The sequence below is a fragment of the Mycobacterium sp. 134 genome (assembly GCF_048282715.1).
In the GTDB taxonomy this organism is placed as follows: domain Bacteria; phylum Actinomycetota; class Actinomycetes; order Mycobacteriales; family Mycobacteriaceae; genus Mycobacterium; species Mycobacterium septicum.
This window is the reverse complement of the sequence record NZ_JBLVUN010000008.1, coordinates 6,131,878-6,147,868: the sequence shown is the minus strand read 5'-3', so window position 1 is coordinate 6,147,868 and position 15,991 is coordinate 6,131,878. Positions and strand designations below refer to the sequence as shown.

The 15,991-nt window shown below is 67.7% G+C and carries 14 protein-coding genes; 11 read left to right on the top strand and 3 right to left on the bottom strand.

The window, feature by feature from the left end:
• Positions 1–88 precede the first annotated feature (88 nt).
• Positions 89–667: a VOC family protein gene (locus tag ACNQVK_RS34270; RefSeq protein ID WP_409550958.1), complete on the top strand. Its 579-nt coding sequence runs from the start codon at positions 89–91 to the stop codon at positions 665–667.
• Positions 668–792: 125 nt separating this feature from the next.
• Here ACNQVK_RS34270 and ACNQVK_RS34265 read toward each other — a convergent pair whose 3' ends face one another.
• The 3 genes from ACNQVK_RS34265 to ACNQVK_RS34255 are packed head-to-tail and all read right to left on the bottom strand — an operon-like array spanning position 793 to position 3,092.
• The gene (locus tag ACNQVK_RS34265; RefSeq protein ID WP_418033245.1) at positions 793–1,626 is read right to left on the bottom strand and encodes an SAM-dependent methyltransferase; all 834 of its coding nucleotides are present in this window, start codon (positions 1,624–1,626) and stop codon (positions 793–795) included.
• A gap of 7 nt (positions 1,627–1,633) precedes the next feature.
• A complete protein-coding gene (locus tag ACNQVK_RS34260) occupies positions 1,634–2,476 on the bottom strand; it encodes a helix-turn-helix domain-containing protein (RefSeq protein WP_418033243.1) in 843 nt (280 codons plus the stop codon).
• 1 nt (position 2,477) lies between these two features.
• Positions 2,478–3,092 (bottom strand): TetR/AcrR family transcriptional regulator, encoded by a 615-nt coding sequence (locus ACNQVK_RS34255; protein ID WP_418033241.1) that lies wholly within the window; start codon positions 3,090–3,092, stop codon positions 2,478–2,480.
• Positions 3,093–3,168: 76 nt separating this feature from the next.
• On the opposite strand from ACNQVK_RS34255, the gene ACNQVK_RS34250 reads away from it, so the two are divergent.
• From ACNQVK_RS34250 to ACNQVK_RS34205, 10 genes are all read left to right on the top strand, one after another.
• Complete coding sequence (locus ACNQVK_RS34250) at positions 3,169–4,071, top strand: oxygenase MpaB family protein (RefSeq protein WP_418033239.1); 903 nt, start codon at positions 3,169–3,171, stop codon at positions 4,069–4,071.
• Positions 4,072–4,101: 30 nt separating this feature from the next.
• The gene (locus ACNQVK_RS34245) at positions 4,102–5,007 is read left to right on the top strand and encodes a class I SAM-dependent methyltransferase (RefSeq protein WP_418033238.1); all 906 of its coding nucleotides are present in this window, start codon (positions 4,102–4,104) and stop codon (positions 5,005–5,007) included.
• Between the two features lie 129 nt (positions 5,008–5,136).
• Positions 5,137–6,963 (top strand): type VII secretion AAA-ATPase EccA, encoded by a 1,827-nt coding sequence (gene eccA / locus ACNQVK_RS34240; protein WP_418033236.1) that lies wholly within the window; start codon positions 5,137–5,139, stop codon positions 6,961–6,963.
• The gene (eccB, locus tag ACNQVK_RS34235) at positions 6,960–8,516 is read left to right on the top strand and encodes a type VII secretion protein EccB (protein ID WP_418033235.1); all 1,557 of its coding nucleotides are present in this window, start codon (positions 6,960–6,962) and stop codon (positions 8,514–8,516) included. Before eccA ends, eccB begins: the two co-directional genes overlap by 4 nt.
• A complete protein-coding gene (gene eccCa / locus ACNQVK_RS34230) occupies positions 8,513–12,478 on the top strand; it encodes a type VII secretion protein EccCa (RefSeq protein WP_418033233.1) in 3,966 nt (1,321 codons plus the stop codon). Before eccB ends, eccCa begins: the two co-directional genes overlap by 4 nt.
• The gene (locus ACNQVK_RS34225) at positions 12,478–12,789 is read left to right on the top strand and encodes a PE family protein (RefSeq protein WP_039377120.1); all 312 of its coding nucleotides are present in this window, start codon (positions 12,478–12,480) and stop codon (positions 12,787–12,789) included. Before eccCa ends, ACNQVK_RS34225 begins: the two co-directional genes overlap by 1 nt.
• 1 nt (position 12,790) lies before the next feature.
• The gene (locus tag ACNQVK_RS34220; protein ID WP_418033231.1) at positions 12,791–14,377 is read left to right on the top strand and encodes a PPE family protein; all 1,587 of its coding nucleotides are present in this window, start codon (positions 12,791–12,793) and stop codon (positions 14,375–14,377) included.
• Positions 14,378–14,438: 61 nt separating this feature from the next.
• Positions 14,439–14,732 (top strand): type VII secretion system protein EsxG, encoded by a 294-nt coding sequence (gene esxG / locus ACNQVK_RS34215; protein WP_064886591.1) that lies wholly within the window; start codon positions 14,439–14,441, stop codon positions 14,730–14,732.
• Positions 14,733–14,765: 33 nt separating this feature from the next.
• The gene (locus ACNQVK_RS34210) at positions 14,766–15,053 is read left to right on the top strand and encodes a WXG100 family type VII secretion target (RefSeq protein ID WP_044515203.1); all 288 of its coding nucleotides are present in this window, start codon (positions 14,766–14,768) and stop codon (positions 15,051–15,053) included.
• A gap of 16 nt (positions 15,054–15,069) precedes the next feature.
• Entirely contained in the window at positions 15,070–15,990 is a 921-nt protein-coding gene (locus tag ACNQVK_RS34205) for an ESX secretion-associated protein EspG (protein ID WP_418033229.1), read from the top strand.
• Position 15,991: the final 1 nt, after the last annotated feature.

Below are 15,991 nucleotides of genomic sequence, written 5' to 3'. Positions count from 1 at the left end.
CGGCCATTGATCACATCTGAATCTGATGTTAGATTCAGATTCGCATCTGCGCCAGTCCTTGGCGCGTTCGCCCCGGAGGTTCATCGACGTGATCAAGCCCAACAATCCCAACTCCGAGTTCGAGTTCGGCGGAATCAACCATGTGGCGCTGGTGTGCGCGGACATGGCGCGCACGGTCGACTTCTACACCAACGTGCTCGGCATGCCCCTGATCAAGTCGCTCGACCTCCCCGGCGGCATGGGGCAGCATTTCTTCTTCGACGCGGGCAACGGGGACTGCATCGCCTTCTTCTGGTTCCGTGAGGCACCCGACGGCGTGCCCGGGATCTCCGCGCCGGCCGCGATCCCCGGCATCGGCGAATTCGTCAGCGCCACCGGATCGCTCAACCACATCGCCCTGCACGTGCCCGCCGAGAAGTTCGACGAGTACCGGCAGAAGCTCAAGGCCAAGGGTATTCGCGTCGGCCCGGTGCTCAACCACGACGACAGCCCGATGCAAGCGTCGGCGACGGTGCATCCAGGGGTCTACGTTCGGTCGTTCTACTTCCTCGACCCGGACGGGATCACCCTGGAATTCGCATGCTGGACGAAGGAATTCGCCGACAACGATGTGCAGGCGGCGCCCAAGACCGCGGCTGACCGGCGTCCGCCGGTGCCGGCCGGCTAGTCAGTTCCGGACACTGTGGCGAGCGTGTAGCTTGTTGCGGCATTCTCCGTCTGTGGTCACAGAAACCCGCATATTCGTCGCAGTGCGTGGCAGGAGTGGTTGAGGGCCTACCGCGTTCCGGCGTCCTACTTGGTGGCGGTGACGAAATACCCGCGCGGCACCCCTGGGACATCCAGCGGGACCGCGGGGGCGAACCACCGGTTCCACTCGTTCCCCGGTGCGGCCACATCGGTGACGGCCGCCGACCAGCCCAGTCGCTCGCACAGCTGCTCCGGGGTGTCGGTGCCGAACAGCCACGGCGCCCCGTTGCGGGACATCTGGTCGAGGACCGGGGCCAGCATCACGCTGTCCAGCAGTGTCTTGCCGACGATGTCGTAGAGCAGCACCGAACCGGGCGCCGAGAGCGCGTCGACCCGCTCGAACAGCGTGTGCACGGCGCCCTCGTCCAGATACTGCAGCAGCCCTTCCATCAACCAGGCGGCAGGCAATTCCGGGTCAAAGCCGTTGGATCGCAAGGTATCGGTCCAGTCGGTGGTGAGATCGACGCCGATGGCCACCCGCAGGCAGCGCGGTTCGTCGCCGGCCAGCGCCTCAGCCTTGGCCGCGATCACCGCGGGCTGATCGAGTTCGAACACCGTGGTGCCGTCGGGCCATGGCAGCCGGTAGGCCCGGGCGTCCAGGCCCGCGGCGACGATCACCACCTGCCTGACCGGTGGCACGGCGGTGAGCAGTGCCTCGTCCCAGAACCGGGTGCGCACCACGATCTGCAGCGTGGACTTGTCCCCACTGGTGGCGACGGCGTCAGCGAGCATCCGCCGACCGGACTCACCTGCCAGGCGCTCTGCGAACGGATCATCGAAAAGCCGGTCGGGGCGGCGGGTTTCCTCGGCGCGGATGGCCGCCACCAGGACGCCGGTGTCGGCCACTGCCTGACCTGGAGTCTGTCCGGAGTTGGTCATGTCGCCATCATGCGCGCCCGGCAGTGCTCGGGTCTTGGATATTTTTGCCGACACCGACATGGCTGGGCAGCCACGTGCGGCGCTGGGTGTACTGCGTCGGCGTCATGGCGGTGAACGACCGGAACTCCCGGACGAAATGGGCCTGGTCGAAGTAGCCCAGATCGGCCGCGATCTCGGCACCGCGGGCGTCGCCGGCGTCGAGCATCCGCAACGCGGCCTGGAACCGGCGCACCCGCAGATAGGTCTTGGGGGTCAGGCCCACCTCGGAACGGAACGACGCGATCAGCCGGCGGGCCGACAATCCGGTCAGGGCGCAGGCATCGGCGACCCGCAGCGAGGGCCGTCGTTCGGCGGCATGTAGGACCGCCTCGATCGAAGGAGCACGGGACCGCATGCGCGCCAGAAGAAATGACTCGACCAGTGCGATCCGCGCAGGTACCGAGGACGCCTCGATCAGGCGGTCGCGCAGGGCCGACCCGGCCCGGCCCCAGACCGCTTCCAGCCCGACGCAGGTGTCCTCGAGGTCGTGCAGCGGAGCCGGAAGGAATGCCGCGGCGCCACCCGGACGGAAATGGATGGTCAGCACGGTCTGTGCGGGGTCGATCTGGGTGACGTAGGAGGTGACCCCTGCCCCGGCGATGAAGGCAGCGCCGACGTCGAGGCGGGTGGTGGCGTCGGCGGCGTAGAAATCGACCTGTGCACGGGCGTCGAGATCGATGATCACGGTCGCGGCGCCGCGGGGGAGTGCCCGGCTGCGGTGCGTCGAGGCCTGGGCGTTCTGCCAGTATCCGAAGAACTGGATGTGGGGGGCCAGCGCCGCGCCGGGACGCAGCAATACCGGGCCCGGCACGTCAGCTCCCCGGTTGCTGCATGCCGGCCACCGCGTCGAGCATCGAGCGCAACTGGTTGATGAGTTGGTCGGGAGACAGCGCGATCTCACCGGACAGCCACGCGCTGATCGTCTGGGTCACCCCGCCGACCGCGAAATAGGAAGTGGCTCTGAGATAGTCGTTCTCCTGCAGGTGCAGGGCATCGCCGGCGTGCTGACCGAGAAGAGTGGCGAAGAGCGCCGTTGACTCGACGCGTTTGCGGGCCAGCACCTCGTTGGACAGTTTGACACTGAACAACAGCCGGCCGATCCGCCGGTCCTGGGCGATCAGGTGCACGATGTTGGCCATCCCGGCCATGGTCTGGTCGGCCAGTGGGACGGCGGCGACGGCGGCCTGCGTCGAGGTCGCGATATCGGCGATCACCCAGTCGAAGACCGCGCCGATGAAGTCGTCTTTGTCGGCGAAGCTCTCGTAGAAATACCGGGCGGCCAACCCGGCGGTGCGGCACACGGCACGCACCGTCACCTCGGCATCCTCGGCCCCCAGTAGGTCCAGCCCCGCTTCCAGCAGCTGGCTGCGCCGCTGCGCGAGGCGGTCGGCAGCCTCGATGCCGCGGTACGGACGGACCTGCTTCACCCACACATCTTGACACCCGTCAGGCTGACAGGCCAATATCAGGAATCACACGTTCTCAGTTTTAGAAGGGGTGGCCATGACGGTCAGCGAACCGATCCCGCATGTCGAACGGGCGATGAGTGACTCGTCGCGCCCGGGGGCTGCGCCCAAGCGCCGCCGGCGAGCCGCCAGCTTCGACGACGGTCTGATGGGCGTGGCGCTGCTGGCCGGCCCGGCCAACGTGATCATGCAGCTGGCCAACCCGGGCGTCGGCTACGGCGTCGTGGAGAGCCGCGTCGACAGCGGCCGCACCGACCTGCATCCCATCAAGCGGGCCAGGACCACCTTCACCTATCTGGCCGTGGCCACCCGCGGCAGCGACGCACAGAAGTTGGCCTACCGGCGCGCGGTCAACAAGGCGCACGCGCAGGTGTACTCCACCGAGGACAGCCCGGTGAAATACAACGCTTTCGACAAGAACCTCCAGCTCTGGGTGGCCGCCTGCCTCTACAAGGGCGGCGTCGACGTGTTCCGGATGTTCATCGGCGAGCTGGACGACAAGACCGCCGACCAGCACTACCGCGACAGCGTCACGATGGGCACCACACTGCAGGTGCCCGAGTCGATGTGGCCGGCCGACCGGGCCGCGTTCGACCGGTACTGGGAGGAATCCCTGGAAAAGCTGCACATCGACGACACCGTGCGCGGCTATCTGTATCCGATCGCGGCCGGCCGGCCCAAGAACCCGGTGCTGCCCCGTTTCGTGCAGCGTCGACTCGATGCGATGGCACTGCTTATCACCACGGGATTCCTGCCGCAGCGGTTCCGTGAGGAGATGCGGTTGCCGTGGGATGCCAAGAGTCAGAAGCGGTTCGACCGGCTGATCGCGGTGTTGCGCACGGTCAACGACCTGCTGCCGTCGTTCCTGCGGCAGTTCCCGTTCAACGTGCTGCTCAAGGACCTCGACTGGCGGATCCGCACCGGTCGACCATTGGTGTAGCTGCCAGATTCGCGGCGTACCCTCGCGCAGGTGCGTAGCGTCGGCCGAACAGACAATGACAACTGGGACATCACCTCGAGCGTTGGGCAGACAGCGTTATTCGTAGCTGCCTCAAGGGCATTGGAGGCGCAGAAGGCCGATCCTCTGGCCGTCGACCGATATGCCGAGGTGTTCTGCCGCACGGTCGGGGGCGAGTGGACGACAGCGGTCGAGGGCACCGACCCCGAGCATCCGCTGCAGACCGAATTCGGCGAGAACTTCGTCAATTTCCAGGGGGCCCGCACGAAGTACTTCGACGAGTACTTCACCCGGGCCATCGAAGCCGGGGTGCAACAGGTGGTGCTGTTGGCGGCCGGCCTGGACTCGCGCGCCTACCGGCTGCCGTGGATCGACGGCACCGTGGTGTACGAGCTGGACCAGCCCCGGGTGCTCGAATTCAAGCGGGCCACCGTGGATCAGCTGGGGGAGGCGCCGACGGCCGAGCGCCGCGAGGTGGCGATCGATCTGCGCGACGACTGGCCGCGGGCCCTGCGGGAGAGTGGCTTCGACCCGTCGCGGCCCTCCGCGTGGATCGCCGAGGGATTGTTGATCTATCTGCCCGCCACAGCACAGGAACAGCTGTTTGCTGGAATTGATGCGCTGGCCGCGCCGGGCAGCTTTGTCGGCATCGAGGAGTCGGTGCCGATGCCGGATGAAGCCTTCGAGGCCAAGCGCGCCGAAGCGGTGTCCTCCGGAGATGAGAACGCCTTTTTCACGCTCGTGTACAACCAGCAACACCAGCCGGCGGATCAGTGGTTCGGTTCGCGGGGCTGGGACGCCGTGGCGACACCGTTGCATGAGTATCTGGTCCGGGTGGACCGGCCCGTGCCCGATCCTGACACCGAAGCCGGCGGGATGACAGGAACTATCAGCCTCGTGTCTGCGACCAAAAGGTGAGGCAGTTCACGACCTAGCTCGAGTACGTGCCTCTCGACACTTAAGTTATGCAATGCTAACTTCAGCAAAAGTTAGCTTAGCCATACATAAGGGAGAGATTCGGGGGCTTAGTCGCTCCCGTGCACGCATATGGGTAGTGACACGCTTGCGGCTCCAACACAGGGAGCGCCCCGGCTCGATCGCGATGTGATCAGCCGCTTCGCCACATGTTGTCGTGCGCTGGGCTTGACGGTGAACGACCGGCAACGCCCGGCCGATCTCGACGCAGCCCGGACCGGCTTTGCTGGTCTGACGCGCATCGCGCATGACCACTGTGACGCCTGGACCGGCCTGGCCGCCGCGGGCGATGTGTCCGGACCGGTCATCGACGCGGTGTGGCGCACCCGGGGCAGTGCCGGCCTGCTGCAGCGGCAGATCGACCTGGCTGCCGGCGACCTCGGGTTCACCTACGACAGCGGGCTGTACCTGCAGTTCCGGGCCGTTGACGTCGACGACTTCCAGCTCGCCTACGCCGCAGGGCGCTATGCCTCGGGCGCACGTGCCGAGGCCGACGCGCTGGTGGCCGAACTGCTGGAACGTCGCCCCGGGTGGCTGAACGCCACCTGGCTCCGGGTCGTGTTCAACCACCACGCCGAGCGCTGGTCCGACGTGGTGCGTCTGCTCACCCCGGTGGTCACCAACCCGTCGCTGGACGAGGTCGCCGCGCACGCCGCGCGGATCACCCTTGGCATCGCGCTGGCGCGCCTCGGCATGCTGGCACCCGCGCTGTCCTACCTGGAGGACCCGTCCGGCCCGATCGCGGTGGCCGCGCTCGACGGTGCCCTGGCCAAGGCGCTGACCTTGCGTGCGCAGGGCGAGGACGAGGACGCCAACGAAGTCCTGCAGGACCTGTTCGCGGCCCACCCGGAGAACAAGCAGGTCGAAGAGGCCCTGTTGGATCCGACCTTCGGGCTGCTCATCACGACCGCCGCACGCATCGACGCCCGATCCGATCCGTGGGATCCGGATACCGAACCGACGGAGTCGGACTTCGTCGACCCGGGCGCCAAGGAGCGCAAGGCCCACCTGCTCGTCGAGGCCGAAGCCGAGCTCGCCGAGTTCATCGGCCTGGAAGAAGTGAAGTTCCAGGTGGCTCGGCTCAAGAGCTCGGTCGCCATGTCGATCCGCCGCCAGGAACGCGGACTGGCCGTGGCCCAGCGCACCAACCACCTGGTGTTCGCGGGTCCTCCCGGTACGGGTAAGACCACGATCGCCCGCGTCGTCGCGAAGATCTATTGCGGCCTGGGACTTCTCAAGAAGGAGACGGTCCGCGAGGTGCACCGCGCCGACCTGATCGGCCAGCACATCGGTGAGACCGAGGCCAAGACCAACGCCATCATCGACAGCGCGCTGGACGGCGTGCTGTTCCTCGACGAGGCCTACGCGCTGGTGTCCACCGGCGCCAAGAACGACTTCGGTCTGGTCGCCATCGACACGCTGCTGGCCCGCATGGAGAACGACCGCGACCGGCTCGTCGTGATCGTCGCGGGGTACCGCAAGGACCTCGACATGTTCCTCGACACCAACGAAGGTCTGCGCTCGCGCTTCACGCGCAGCATCGACTTCCCGTCGTACTCCTCGTCCGAACTCGTCGAGATCGCCGAGCGGATGGCCGAGAAGCGCGACAGCACGTTCGAGAAGGCCGCCCACGACGACATGGAGAGGCTCTTCGGTTACCTGGCCGAAGCCACCATGCCGGACGCCAACGGTGTGCCGCGGCGCAGCCTCGACATCGCCGGTAACGGCCGCTTCGTCCGCAACCTGGTCGAGCGCTCCGAGGAGGAGCGTGAGTACCGCCTTGATCATTCCGACCACGATGACTTCACCGACGAGGAGATGATGACGATCACCGCCGGTGACGTGACCAGTTCGGCTGCCCCGCTGCTGCGTGGCCTGGGCCTGACGGTGCCCGAATGACCGCGCCCGGGCCTGCCGAGGACCGGCGGTCGTTCTCGTCCCGCACCCCGAACAACGAGAATCCCGACGGTGTGCAGTACCGGCGTGGCTTTGTCACCAAGAACCAGGTGACGGGCTGGCGATTCGTCATGCGCCGCATCGCTTCCGGCGTGGCGCTGCACGACACCCGCATGTTGGTCGACCCGCTGCGCACGCAGAGCCGCGCGGTGTTGACCGGTGCCCTGATCCTCGTCACGGGTCTGGTCGGTTGTTTCCTGTTCTCACTGTTCCGGCCGGGCGGCTCGGCGGGCAACGACGCGGTCCTCGCCGACCGGTCGACGGCGGCCCTGTACGTGCGGGTCGGTGAGCAGCTCCATCCTGTGCTCAACCTGACCTCCGCGCGGTTGATCGCAGGGAAGGCGGACAACCCGACCACGGTCAAGACCAGCGAGATCGACAAGTTCCCGCGCGGGAACCTGCTCGGCATCCCCGGTGCACCCGAGCGGATGGTGCAGACCACCAGCACCGACGCGGATTGGACTGTGTGCGATGCGGTCTCCGGCGCCAACGCCGGGGTGACGGTCATCGCCGGCACCCTCGGATCGGGCGGTGAACGCGCCTTGGCGCTGACTTCCGACCAGGCCGTGCTGGTGCACAACAGCGAAGGCCCGACCCCGGGCGACTGGTTGCTGTGGGACGGCAAGCGCAGCCCGATCGACCTGGCCAACCGTGCTGTCACCGATGCCCTCGGTCTCGGCGGACAGATCCCCACGCCGCGGCCCATCGCCGCCGGCCTGTTCAACGCCATCCCCGAGGCTCCGGCATTGACGGCTCCGCCCGTCGCCGACGCCGGCGCACCGACGAATTACGCGTTGTCGACACCCGTGCCCGTCGGTGGTGTGGTGGCGGCCTATGACGCCGACAACACCGCCCGCTACTACGCGGTGCTGTCCGACGGTCTGCAGCCGGTCTCGCCGGTGCTGGCGTCGATCCTGCGCAACACCAACTCGTACGGCCTGGACCAGGCGCCGCGGATCGGGCCCGACGAGGTGTCGCGGATGCCTGTCTCCGGGGCCATCGACACCGCAGCTTTCCCGGCAGCGCCGGTGGAACTGGTCTCACCGTCGACCGCCCCGGTGACGTGCGCCCAGTGGATCAAGCCGACCGGTGCGACCGAGAGCAAGCTGTCGGTTCTCTCGGGTGCGGCGCTGCCGGTGCCGGACGGGCTGCGCACCGTCGACCTGGTCGGAGCGGGCAGCAACGGTGCCGCCAACCGGGTCGCGCTGGCCCCGGGTAGCGGCTACTTCGTGCAGACCGTCGGGGCCGAGCCGGGCTCGCCGACCGCAGGCTCGCTGTTCTGGGTGAGCGACACCGGAGTCCGTTACGGCATCGAAACCGCCGGTGACGACAAAGTTGTTGCGGCGCTTGGACTCAACTCGCCTGCCCTGCCCATTCCGTGGTCGATCCTGACGCAGTTCGCTGCCGGTCCGACCCTGTCCCGCGGCGACGCCCTCATCGCACACGATGCGCTGTCGTCCAATGCTGATTCTGCGCGCCTGGAGGCCACCCGATGAGCAGGCTGATCTTCGAGCACCAGCGTCGGCTCACCCCGCCGACCACCCGCAAGGGAACGATCACGATCGAGCCGCCGCCCCAGTTGGAGCGGATCGTCCCGCCGTCGCTGCTGCGTCGGGTGCTGCCTTACCTGATCGTCATCTTGATCGTCGGCATGATCGTGGCGCTGTTCGCGACCGGTATGCGGATGATCTCGCCGACCATGCTGTTCTTCCCGTTCGTGTTGCTCCTGGCCGCCACCGCGCTCTACCGCGGCGGCAACAAGATGCGCACCGAAGAGGTCGACGCCGAGCGCGCCGACTACCTGCGCTACCTGTCGGTGGTCCGGGACAACGTCCGTGCCCATGCCGCCGAACAGCGTGCGGCGCTGGAGTGGTCCCACCCGGAGCCCGAGGCGCTGGCCGTCATTCCGGGCACCCGGCGCCAGTGGGAGCGCGATCCGCGCGACCGTGACTTCCTGGTGCTGCGTGCCGGGCTGCACGATGTGCCGTTGGATGCGGCACTGAAGGTGAAGGACACCGCCGACGAGATCGACCTGGAACCGGTGTCGCACAGCACCCTCCGCGGTCTGCTCGACGTCCAGCGCACCGTGCGGGACGCCCCCACCGGCATCGACGTCACCAAGCTCGCCCGGATCACCGTGATCGGTGAGGCCGAGGAAGTCCGCGACGCGCTGCGGGCCTGGATCGCCCAGGCCGTCACCTGGCACGACCCGACCATGCTCGGGGTGGCGCTGTCCTCTCCCGATGTCGATGCCGACGACTGGTCATGGCTGAAATGGCTGCCGCACGTTGATATTCCGTCGCAGGCCGACGGCGTCGGCCCGGCGCGGTACCTGACCACCGGTGTCAGCGAGCTGCGCGGACAGCTCGATTCGACCCTGGCCGGCCGGCCCGCATTCCCCGCCGAGGCGGACCAGGCGCTGAAGCACATGCTGGTCGTGCTCGACGATCCCGAAGCCGACCCCGACGACATCGCCCGCAAGCCCGGTCTGACCGGGGTGACGGTGATCCACCGCAGCGACAAGCTGCCCAACCGCGAGCAGTACCCCGATCCCGAGCGGCCCATCCTGCGGGTCACCGAGGGCCGGATCGAGCGGTGGCAGAGCAGCGGATGGCAGCCCTACGTCGACAAGGCCGACGCGATGTCGGCCGCCGCGGCCGCCCACATCGCGCGCCGGTTGTCGCGTTGGGACTCCAACCCCGGCTACGTGCGGTCGACCGCCACCGGCGGCGCCACCTTCACCACATTGCTCGACATCCCGGATGCCTCGGCACTGGATGTCGCCAGCCTGTGGGCTCCGCGCAACCGCGACGACGAACTGCGGGTGCCGATCGGTGTCACCGCTACCGGCGAGCCGCTGTACTTCGACCTCAAGGACGAGGCAGAGGGCGGCATGGGCCCGCACGGCCTGATGATCGGTATGACCGGCTCCGGCAAGTCGCAGACCCTGATGTCGATCCTGTTGTCGCTGTTGAGCACCCACTCCGCGGACCGGCTCATCGTGATCTACGCCGACTTCAAGGGCGAGGCCGGTGCCGACATCTTCCGCAACTTCCCACAGGTCGTCGCGGTCATCTCGAACATGGCCGAGAAGCGGTCGCTGGCCGATCGGTTCGCCGACACCCTGCGTGGTGAGGTCTCCCGCCGTGAGCAACTGCTCAAGGAGGCCGGCCGGCGGGTCCAGGGCAGCGCCTTCAACTCGGTCACCGAGTACGAGGCAGCCATCGCGGCCGGGCATGACCTGCCCCCGATGCCGACCCTGTTCGTGGTCGCCGACGAGTTCACCCTGATGCTCGCCGAGCATCCCGAGTACGCGGAGCTGTTCGATTACGTTGCGCGCAAGGGGCGCTCGTTCCGGATTCACATCCTGTTCGCGTCGCAGACCCTGGACGTGGGCCGGATCAAGGACATCGACAAGAACACGTCGTACCGGATCGGTCTGAAGGTGGCCAGCCCCAGCATCTCCCGTCAGATCATCGGGGTCGAGGACGCCTATCACATCGAATCGGGTCGCGAGCACAAGGGCGAGGGCTTCCTGGTGCCCGCCCCGGGTGCAGTGCCGATCAAGTTCCGCAGCACCTATGTCGACGGCATCTACGATCCGCCGCGCGCCGAGAAGTCGATCGTGGTGCGGGCTCTGCCGCAGCCGCAACTGTTCACCGCCTCGCGCGTGGAGCCCGAGCCCGATACCGTGATCGTCACGAACGAACCAGAGATCGACGTCCTGCCACCGCGCAAGCTGATCGCCACCATCGGCGACCAGCTGGCCACCTACGGCCCGCACGCGCCCAAGCTGTGGCTGCCGCCGCTGGACGATTCGATCGCGCTGGACGATGTGCTGGCCCGCACCGAGGTGGAGCCCGGTCAGTTGCGTTGGCCGCTGGGCGAAATCGACAAGCCGTTCGAGATGCGCCGGGACGCCTTGGTGTTCGACGCGAACTCGTCGGCTGCCAACGTGCTGATCCACGGTGGCCCGCGATCGGGCAAGTCGACCGCGCTGCAGACGTTCGTCTTGTCGGCCGCGGCGCTGCATTCGCCGAGCGAGGTGAGCTTCTACTGCCTGGACTACGGCGGCGGCCAGCTCGCCGGCCTGGCGGATCTGGCCCACGTCGGCAGTGTGGCCACCCCGCTGGAGCCCGAGCGCATCCGCCGTACCTTCGGTGAGCTCGAGCAGTTGCTGCGGGCCCGCCAGCGGCAGGGCGCGGTGAGCCGGGTGGGCAGTTATGCCGACGGTTACGGTGAGGTCTTCCTGATCGTCGACAACCTGTACGCGTTCAGCCGGGACAACACCGACACGTTCAACACCCGTAATCCGTTGCTGGCCAGGGTGACCGAGCTGGCCAACACCGGGCTGGCCTACGGCATCCACGTCGTGATCACCACGCCGAACTGGCTGGATGTGCCGCTGGCGATGCGTGACGGCCTGGGCCTGCGCCTGGAGCTCAAGCTGCACGACAGCCACGACAGCATCGTGCGTGTGGTGGGTGCGCTGCGCCGTCCCGCCGAATCGGTGCCTGCCGATCAGCCGGGTCGCGGCCTGACGATGGCCGCCGAGCACTTCCTGTTCGCCGAGCCGCAGTTGAGCGACATCGCCGTCATCAACGCCCGCTACCCGGGACAGAGCGCACCGCCGGTGCGTCTGCTGCCCACCGCGCTGGCTCCGGCCGCGCTGGCGCCGCTGTACCCGGCGCCCGAGCAGGTGGTCATCGGGCAGCGTGAAGAGGACCTGGCCCCGGTCGTGGTCGACTTCAAGGACAACCCGCTGCTGGCGGTGTTCGGCGATACCAGGTCGGGCAAGACCACGCTGCTGCGTCACATCATCCGGACCATCCGCGAGAACTCGCGGCCGGACGAGGTGGCCTTCACGGTGATCGACCGGCGGCTGCATCTGGTGGAGGAGCCGTTGTTCCCCGACAACGAGTACACCGCCAACATCGACCGCGTGCTGCCGGCGATGCTGGGTCTGTCGGCCCTCATCGAGAAGCGCCGTCCGCCGGCCGGTTTGAGCCCGCAGGAGCTCAGCGCCTGGCGTCAGCGGACGAGCCCGGACGGCCACATCCACTACCTGATCATCGACGACGTGGACCAGATCCCCGACGGACCCGCCGTCAGCGGGCCGTTCGCGGGGCAGCGCCCGTGGACCAACATCGTGGGTCTGCTGGCCGAGGCTTCCGATCTGGGTCTGCGCGTCATCGTGACGGCCCGGGCCACCGGATCGGCGCACGCCGTGATGACGGCGCCGCTGCTGCGTCGCCTCAATGATCTGCAGGCGACCACGTTGATGCTGTCCGGCAATCCCGCCGACAGCGGCAAGCTCCGCGGGCACCGGTTCGCCCGGTTCCCCGCGGGACGCGGCATGTTGCTCGGCGACGGCGACGCGCCCGAGTTCGTCCAGCTCGTCAACCCACTCATCGATGACACGGCGCTGTCCGTGAACAACGGGAGAAAGGAATTCTGATGACATTGCGGGTAGTTCCGGAAGGATTGACCGCCGCGAGTGCGGCAGTGGAGGCGCTCACCGCGCGCCTGGCCGCCGCGCATGCCGCGGCCGCACCCCTGGTCTCGGCGGTGATCCCGCCTGCCGCGGATGCGGTGTCGTTGCAGACCGCGACCGGGTTCAGCGCACACGGCGCCCAGCATTCGACGCTGGCCGCCCAGGGCGTCGAGGAGCTCGGCCGCTCGGGTGCCGGCGTCGCGGAGTCCGGTGCCAGCTACGTCACCGGTGACGCAATGGCTGCCGCGTCCTACATGACCGCGCGCGGCATCTGACATGACCGCCCCCATCTGGATGGCCCTACCACCCGAGGCGCACTCGACGCTGCTCTCCAGCGGCCCGGGCGCCGGGTCGTTGCTGGCCGCAGCGGGGGCCTGGCAGTCGCTGAGCACCGAGTACGCCTCGGCAGCAGCAGAACTCACCAGTGTGCTGGGTGGCGTGCAAGCCGGGTCGTGGGAGGGCCCGAGTTCGGAACAGTATGTCGCCGCCCACGGGCCCTACCTGACGTGGCTGGCGCAGCAGAGTGCGAACAGCGCGGCGGTGGCCGTGCAACACGAGACGGCGGCCGCGGCCTACACCACGGCGGTGGCCACCATGCCGACCCTGCCCGAGCTCGCGCTGAACCACGTCGTGCACGGCGTCCTGATCGCCACGAACTTCTTCGGTATCAACATGATTCCGATCGCGGTCAACGAAGCCGACTACGTACGGATGTGGATCCAGGCGGCCACCACCATGGCCACCTACCAGGCCGTCTCGGGAGCCGCGGTCATGGCGGCCCCGGCCAGCACCCCGTCGCCGATGCTGCTCAAGCCGGGAGTGGGGGAGGCAGGTACCGCCTCGGCCAATGCGCAGCAGATGATGGCGCAGGCCACCGCAACGGATTCCGGTTCAGCGTTGACCAATGCCGACGCGACGGCAGACAGCGAGTACCCGAACCTGCCGCAATGGCTGATCGATTATCTCGGGAATGACTCGATGATCGGCGGCAAGGATCTGCTTCGGTTCCTGAACGATCCCCTGGGCACGATTCAAGAGATGCTCACGTCGCTGCTCACGAACCCGTCAGGCTTCTTGACGACGTGGGGCCCATTCCTGGCGGGCGTCCTTTATCAGGCGATCTTCCAGCCGGTAGGTTGGGGCACCTGGATCGGCGTTGCTCTGTCGCCGTTCCTGATTCCGCTGCTCGGGATCGGCCTTGCCTTCCTGGGATTCCTCGACATGCTGCCCACCGACGCTCCGCCGGCAGATGCTCCCGCCGACGCCGAGACTCCGGTGGCTCCGGCGCGGGCCGATCAGGGGTTGCCGATGGCGGGCCTGGGCCCGGCAGGCGTCGGCGCCGGTGCACCGGCCGCTCCCGCGGGCGCACCCGCTGCCGGTGCCGGTGCAGCCCCGGCCCCGGCGCCGGTCCCCGCCGCGGCGTTCGCGCCGTATGCGGTGATGGGCAACGACCCCGACGAGGGCTTCAGCCCCACGGTGGGCGGTAAGTCCAGTGCCTCGGCACCGGCTGCCGGAATTCCCGCGGCAGCCTCGGGTGTGGCGGCGTCGCTGGCAGCCCGGCGGAAGCGTCGGCGCAAGCGGGGTGCGGCGCTGGAGGACCACGCCTACGCGGATGCCTACATGGACTACGAAGAGCCGGATCCGGATCCCGCGCCCCAGCCGCAGCAGCGAGCGCGTGCATCTGAAAGTGGTTCAGGGACGATGGGATTCACCGGTACCGAAACGAGATCCGATGCGGCCGCGGCCGGCTTGACCACCTTGTCGGGCGAGAGGTTCGACGAGAGCCCCGTTTCGCCGATGCTGCCCGGTTCCTGGGACCCCAACGAGGCCCCAGGTGATCCGGAAGGGGGTTCGCGCAGCTGACCAGACCCGTACTGCATTTCTGGATGCACTACCCACCACCAACGATCCGAAAGGAATATCCATGAGCATGTTGGACGCTCACATCCCCCAGCTGATCGCCTCCGAGGCAGCGTTCAGTGCCAAGGCCGCCCTGATGCGCAGCACCATCGCGCAGGCCGAGCAGGCCGCCATGTCGTCGCAGGCCTTCCACATGGGTGAGGCCTCTGCCGCATTCCAGGCCGCCCACGCCCGGTTCGTCGAGGTTTCGGCCAAGGTCAACGCCTTGCTCGACTACGCGCAGCTCAATCTCGGTGACGCCGCGGGTACCTACGTTGCCCAGGATGCGGCTGCGGCCAGCACCTACACCTCCATCTGACCGAGCTAGATCCACAGGGATACAGGAGTTTTCATGTCTCAGATCATGTACAACTACCCGGCCATGCTGGCTCACGCCGGGGAGATGAACACCTACTCGGCTGCTCTGCACGCCGTGGGCGCCGACATCGCCGCCGAGCAGGCCGCCCTGAGCAGCGCTTGGCAGGGTGACACAGGTATGACCTACCAGGCCTGGCAGGCACAGTGGAACCAGGCAATGGAAGAGCTCACCCGGGCCTACCGTGCGATGGCATCCACCCACGAGATGAACACCATGTCGATGAGCGCGCGTGACGCCGCCGAAGGGGCCAAGTGGGGCTAGTGTCGGCGGCTCCGCGTTGAGCACTGGAGCCAACGCGGTCGAGCTCACCACCGATCAGGCCTGGTACCTCGCCGAGGTACTCGGCGCCGGAGCCTACCCGTGGGTGCTGGCCATCACGCCGCCCTACAGCGAACCGGCGCAGCGGTTCGGCTTTGCCGCCGAGCAGACCGCTGAGCTGACCAGGATGGGTGTGCTCGACTCCAGTGGTGGGGTCAATCCGCAGGTGGCGCAATGGGTTCGGCTGGCTTGCCGGGCGACCCAATGGCTTGACCTGCGGTTTGTCTCCGGCCCGGGGGATCTGCTGCGCGGGATCGTTGCGCGGTCGGGTGGTCCGTCCGGCCGGACTGTCGTGGTGTTGCGCAACGCGCAACTGGTGACCTTCACCGAGATGGACATCCATCACCCCCACGCCCTGGTCCCGGTGCTCACCGCCGGTCTGTCGCAACGCAGACCGGCGCGGTTCGAGGAGTTCGCGCTCCCGGCCGCGGCAGGTGCCCGCGCCGACGAGCAGATCCGCAACGGCTCGCCACTGATCGAAGTGCTGGGATTCCTCGGTGTCCCGGCCTCGGCGCGGCCGATCGTGGAATCGGTGTTCGACGGACGGCGTACCTACGTCGAGATCGTCGCCGGGGAACACCGCGACGGACACCGGGTCACCACCCAAGTGGGGGTCAGCATCATCGACACCCCCGAGGGCCGGATTCTGGTCTCCCCGTCAAAAGCTTTTGACGGGGAATGGATTTCGACCTTCACGGCGGGCACTACCGAAGCGATCGCGATGGCCATCGAACGGCTGACGGCCTCGCTGCCCAGCGGTTCCTGGTTCCCCGACCAGCCGCTCATCCGCGACTTCGACAACGAATATCTGTCCAATGGCTCCAATGATGTTGTACCCCACCGAGATCCACGCTCCATGAGAAGAACCCAGAAAGCATAGG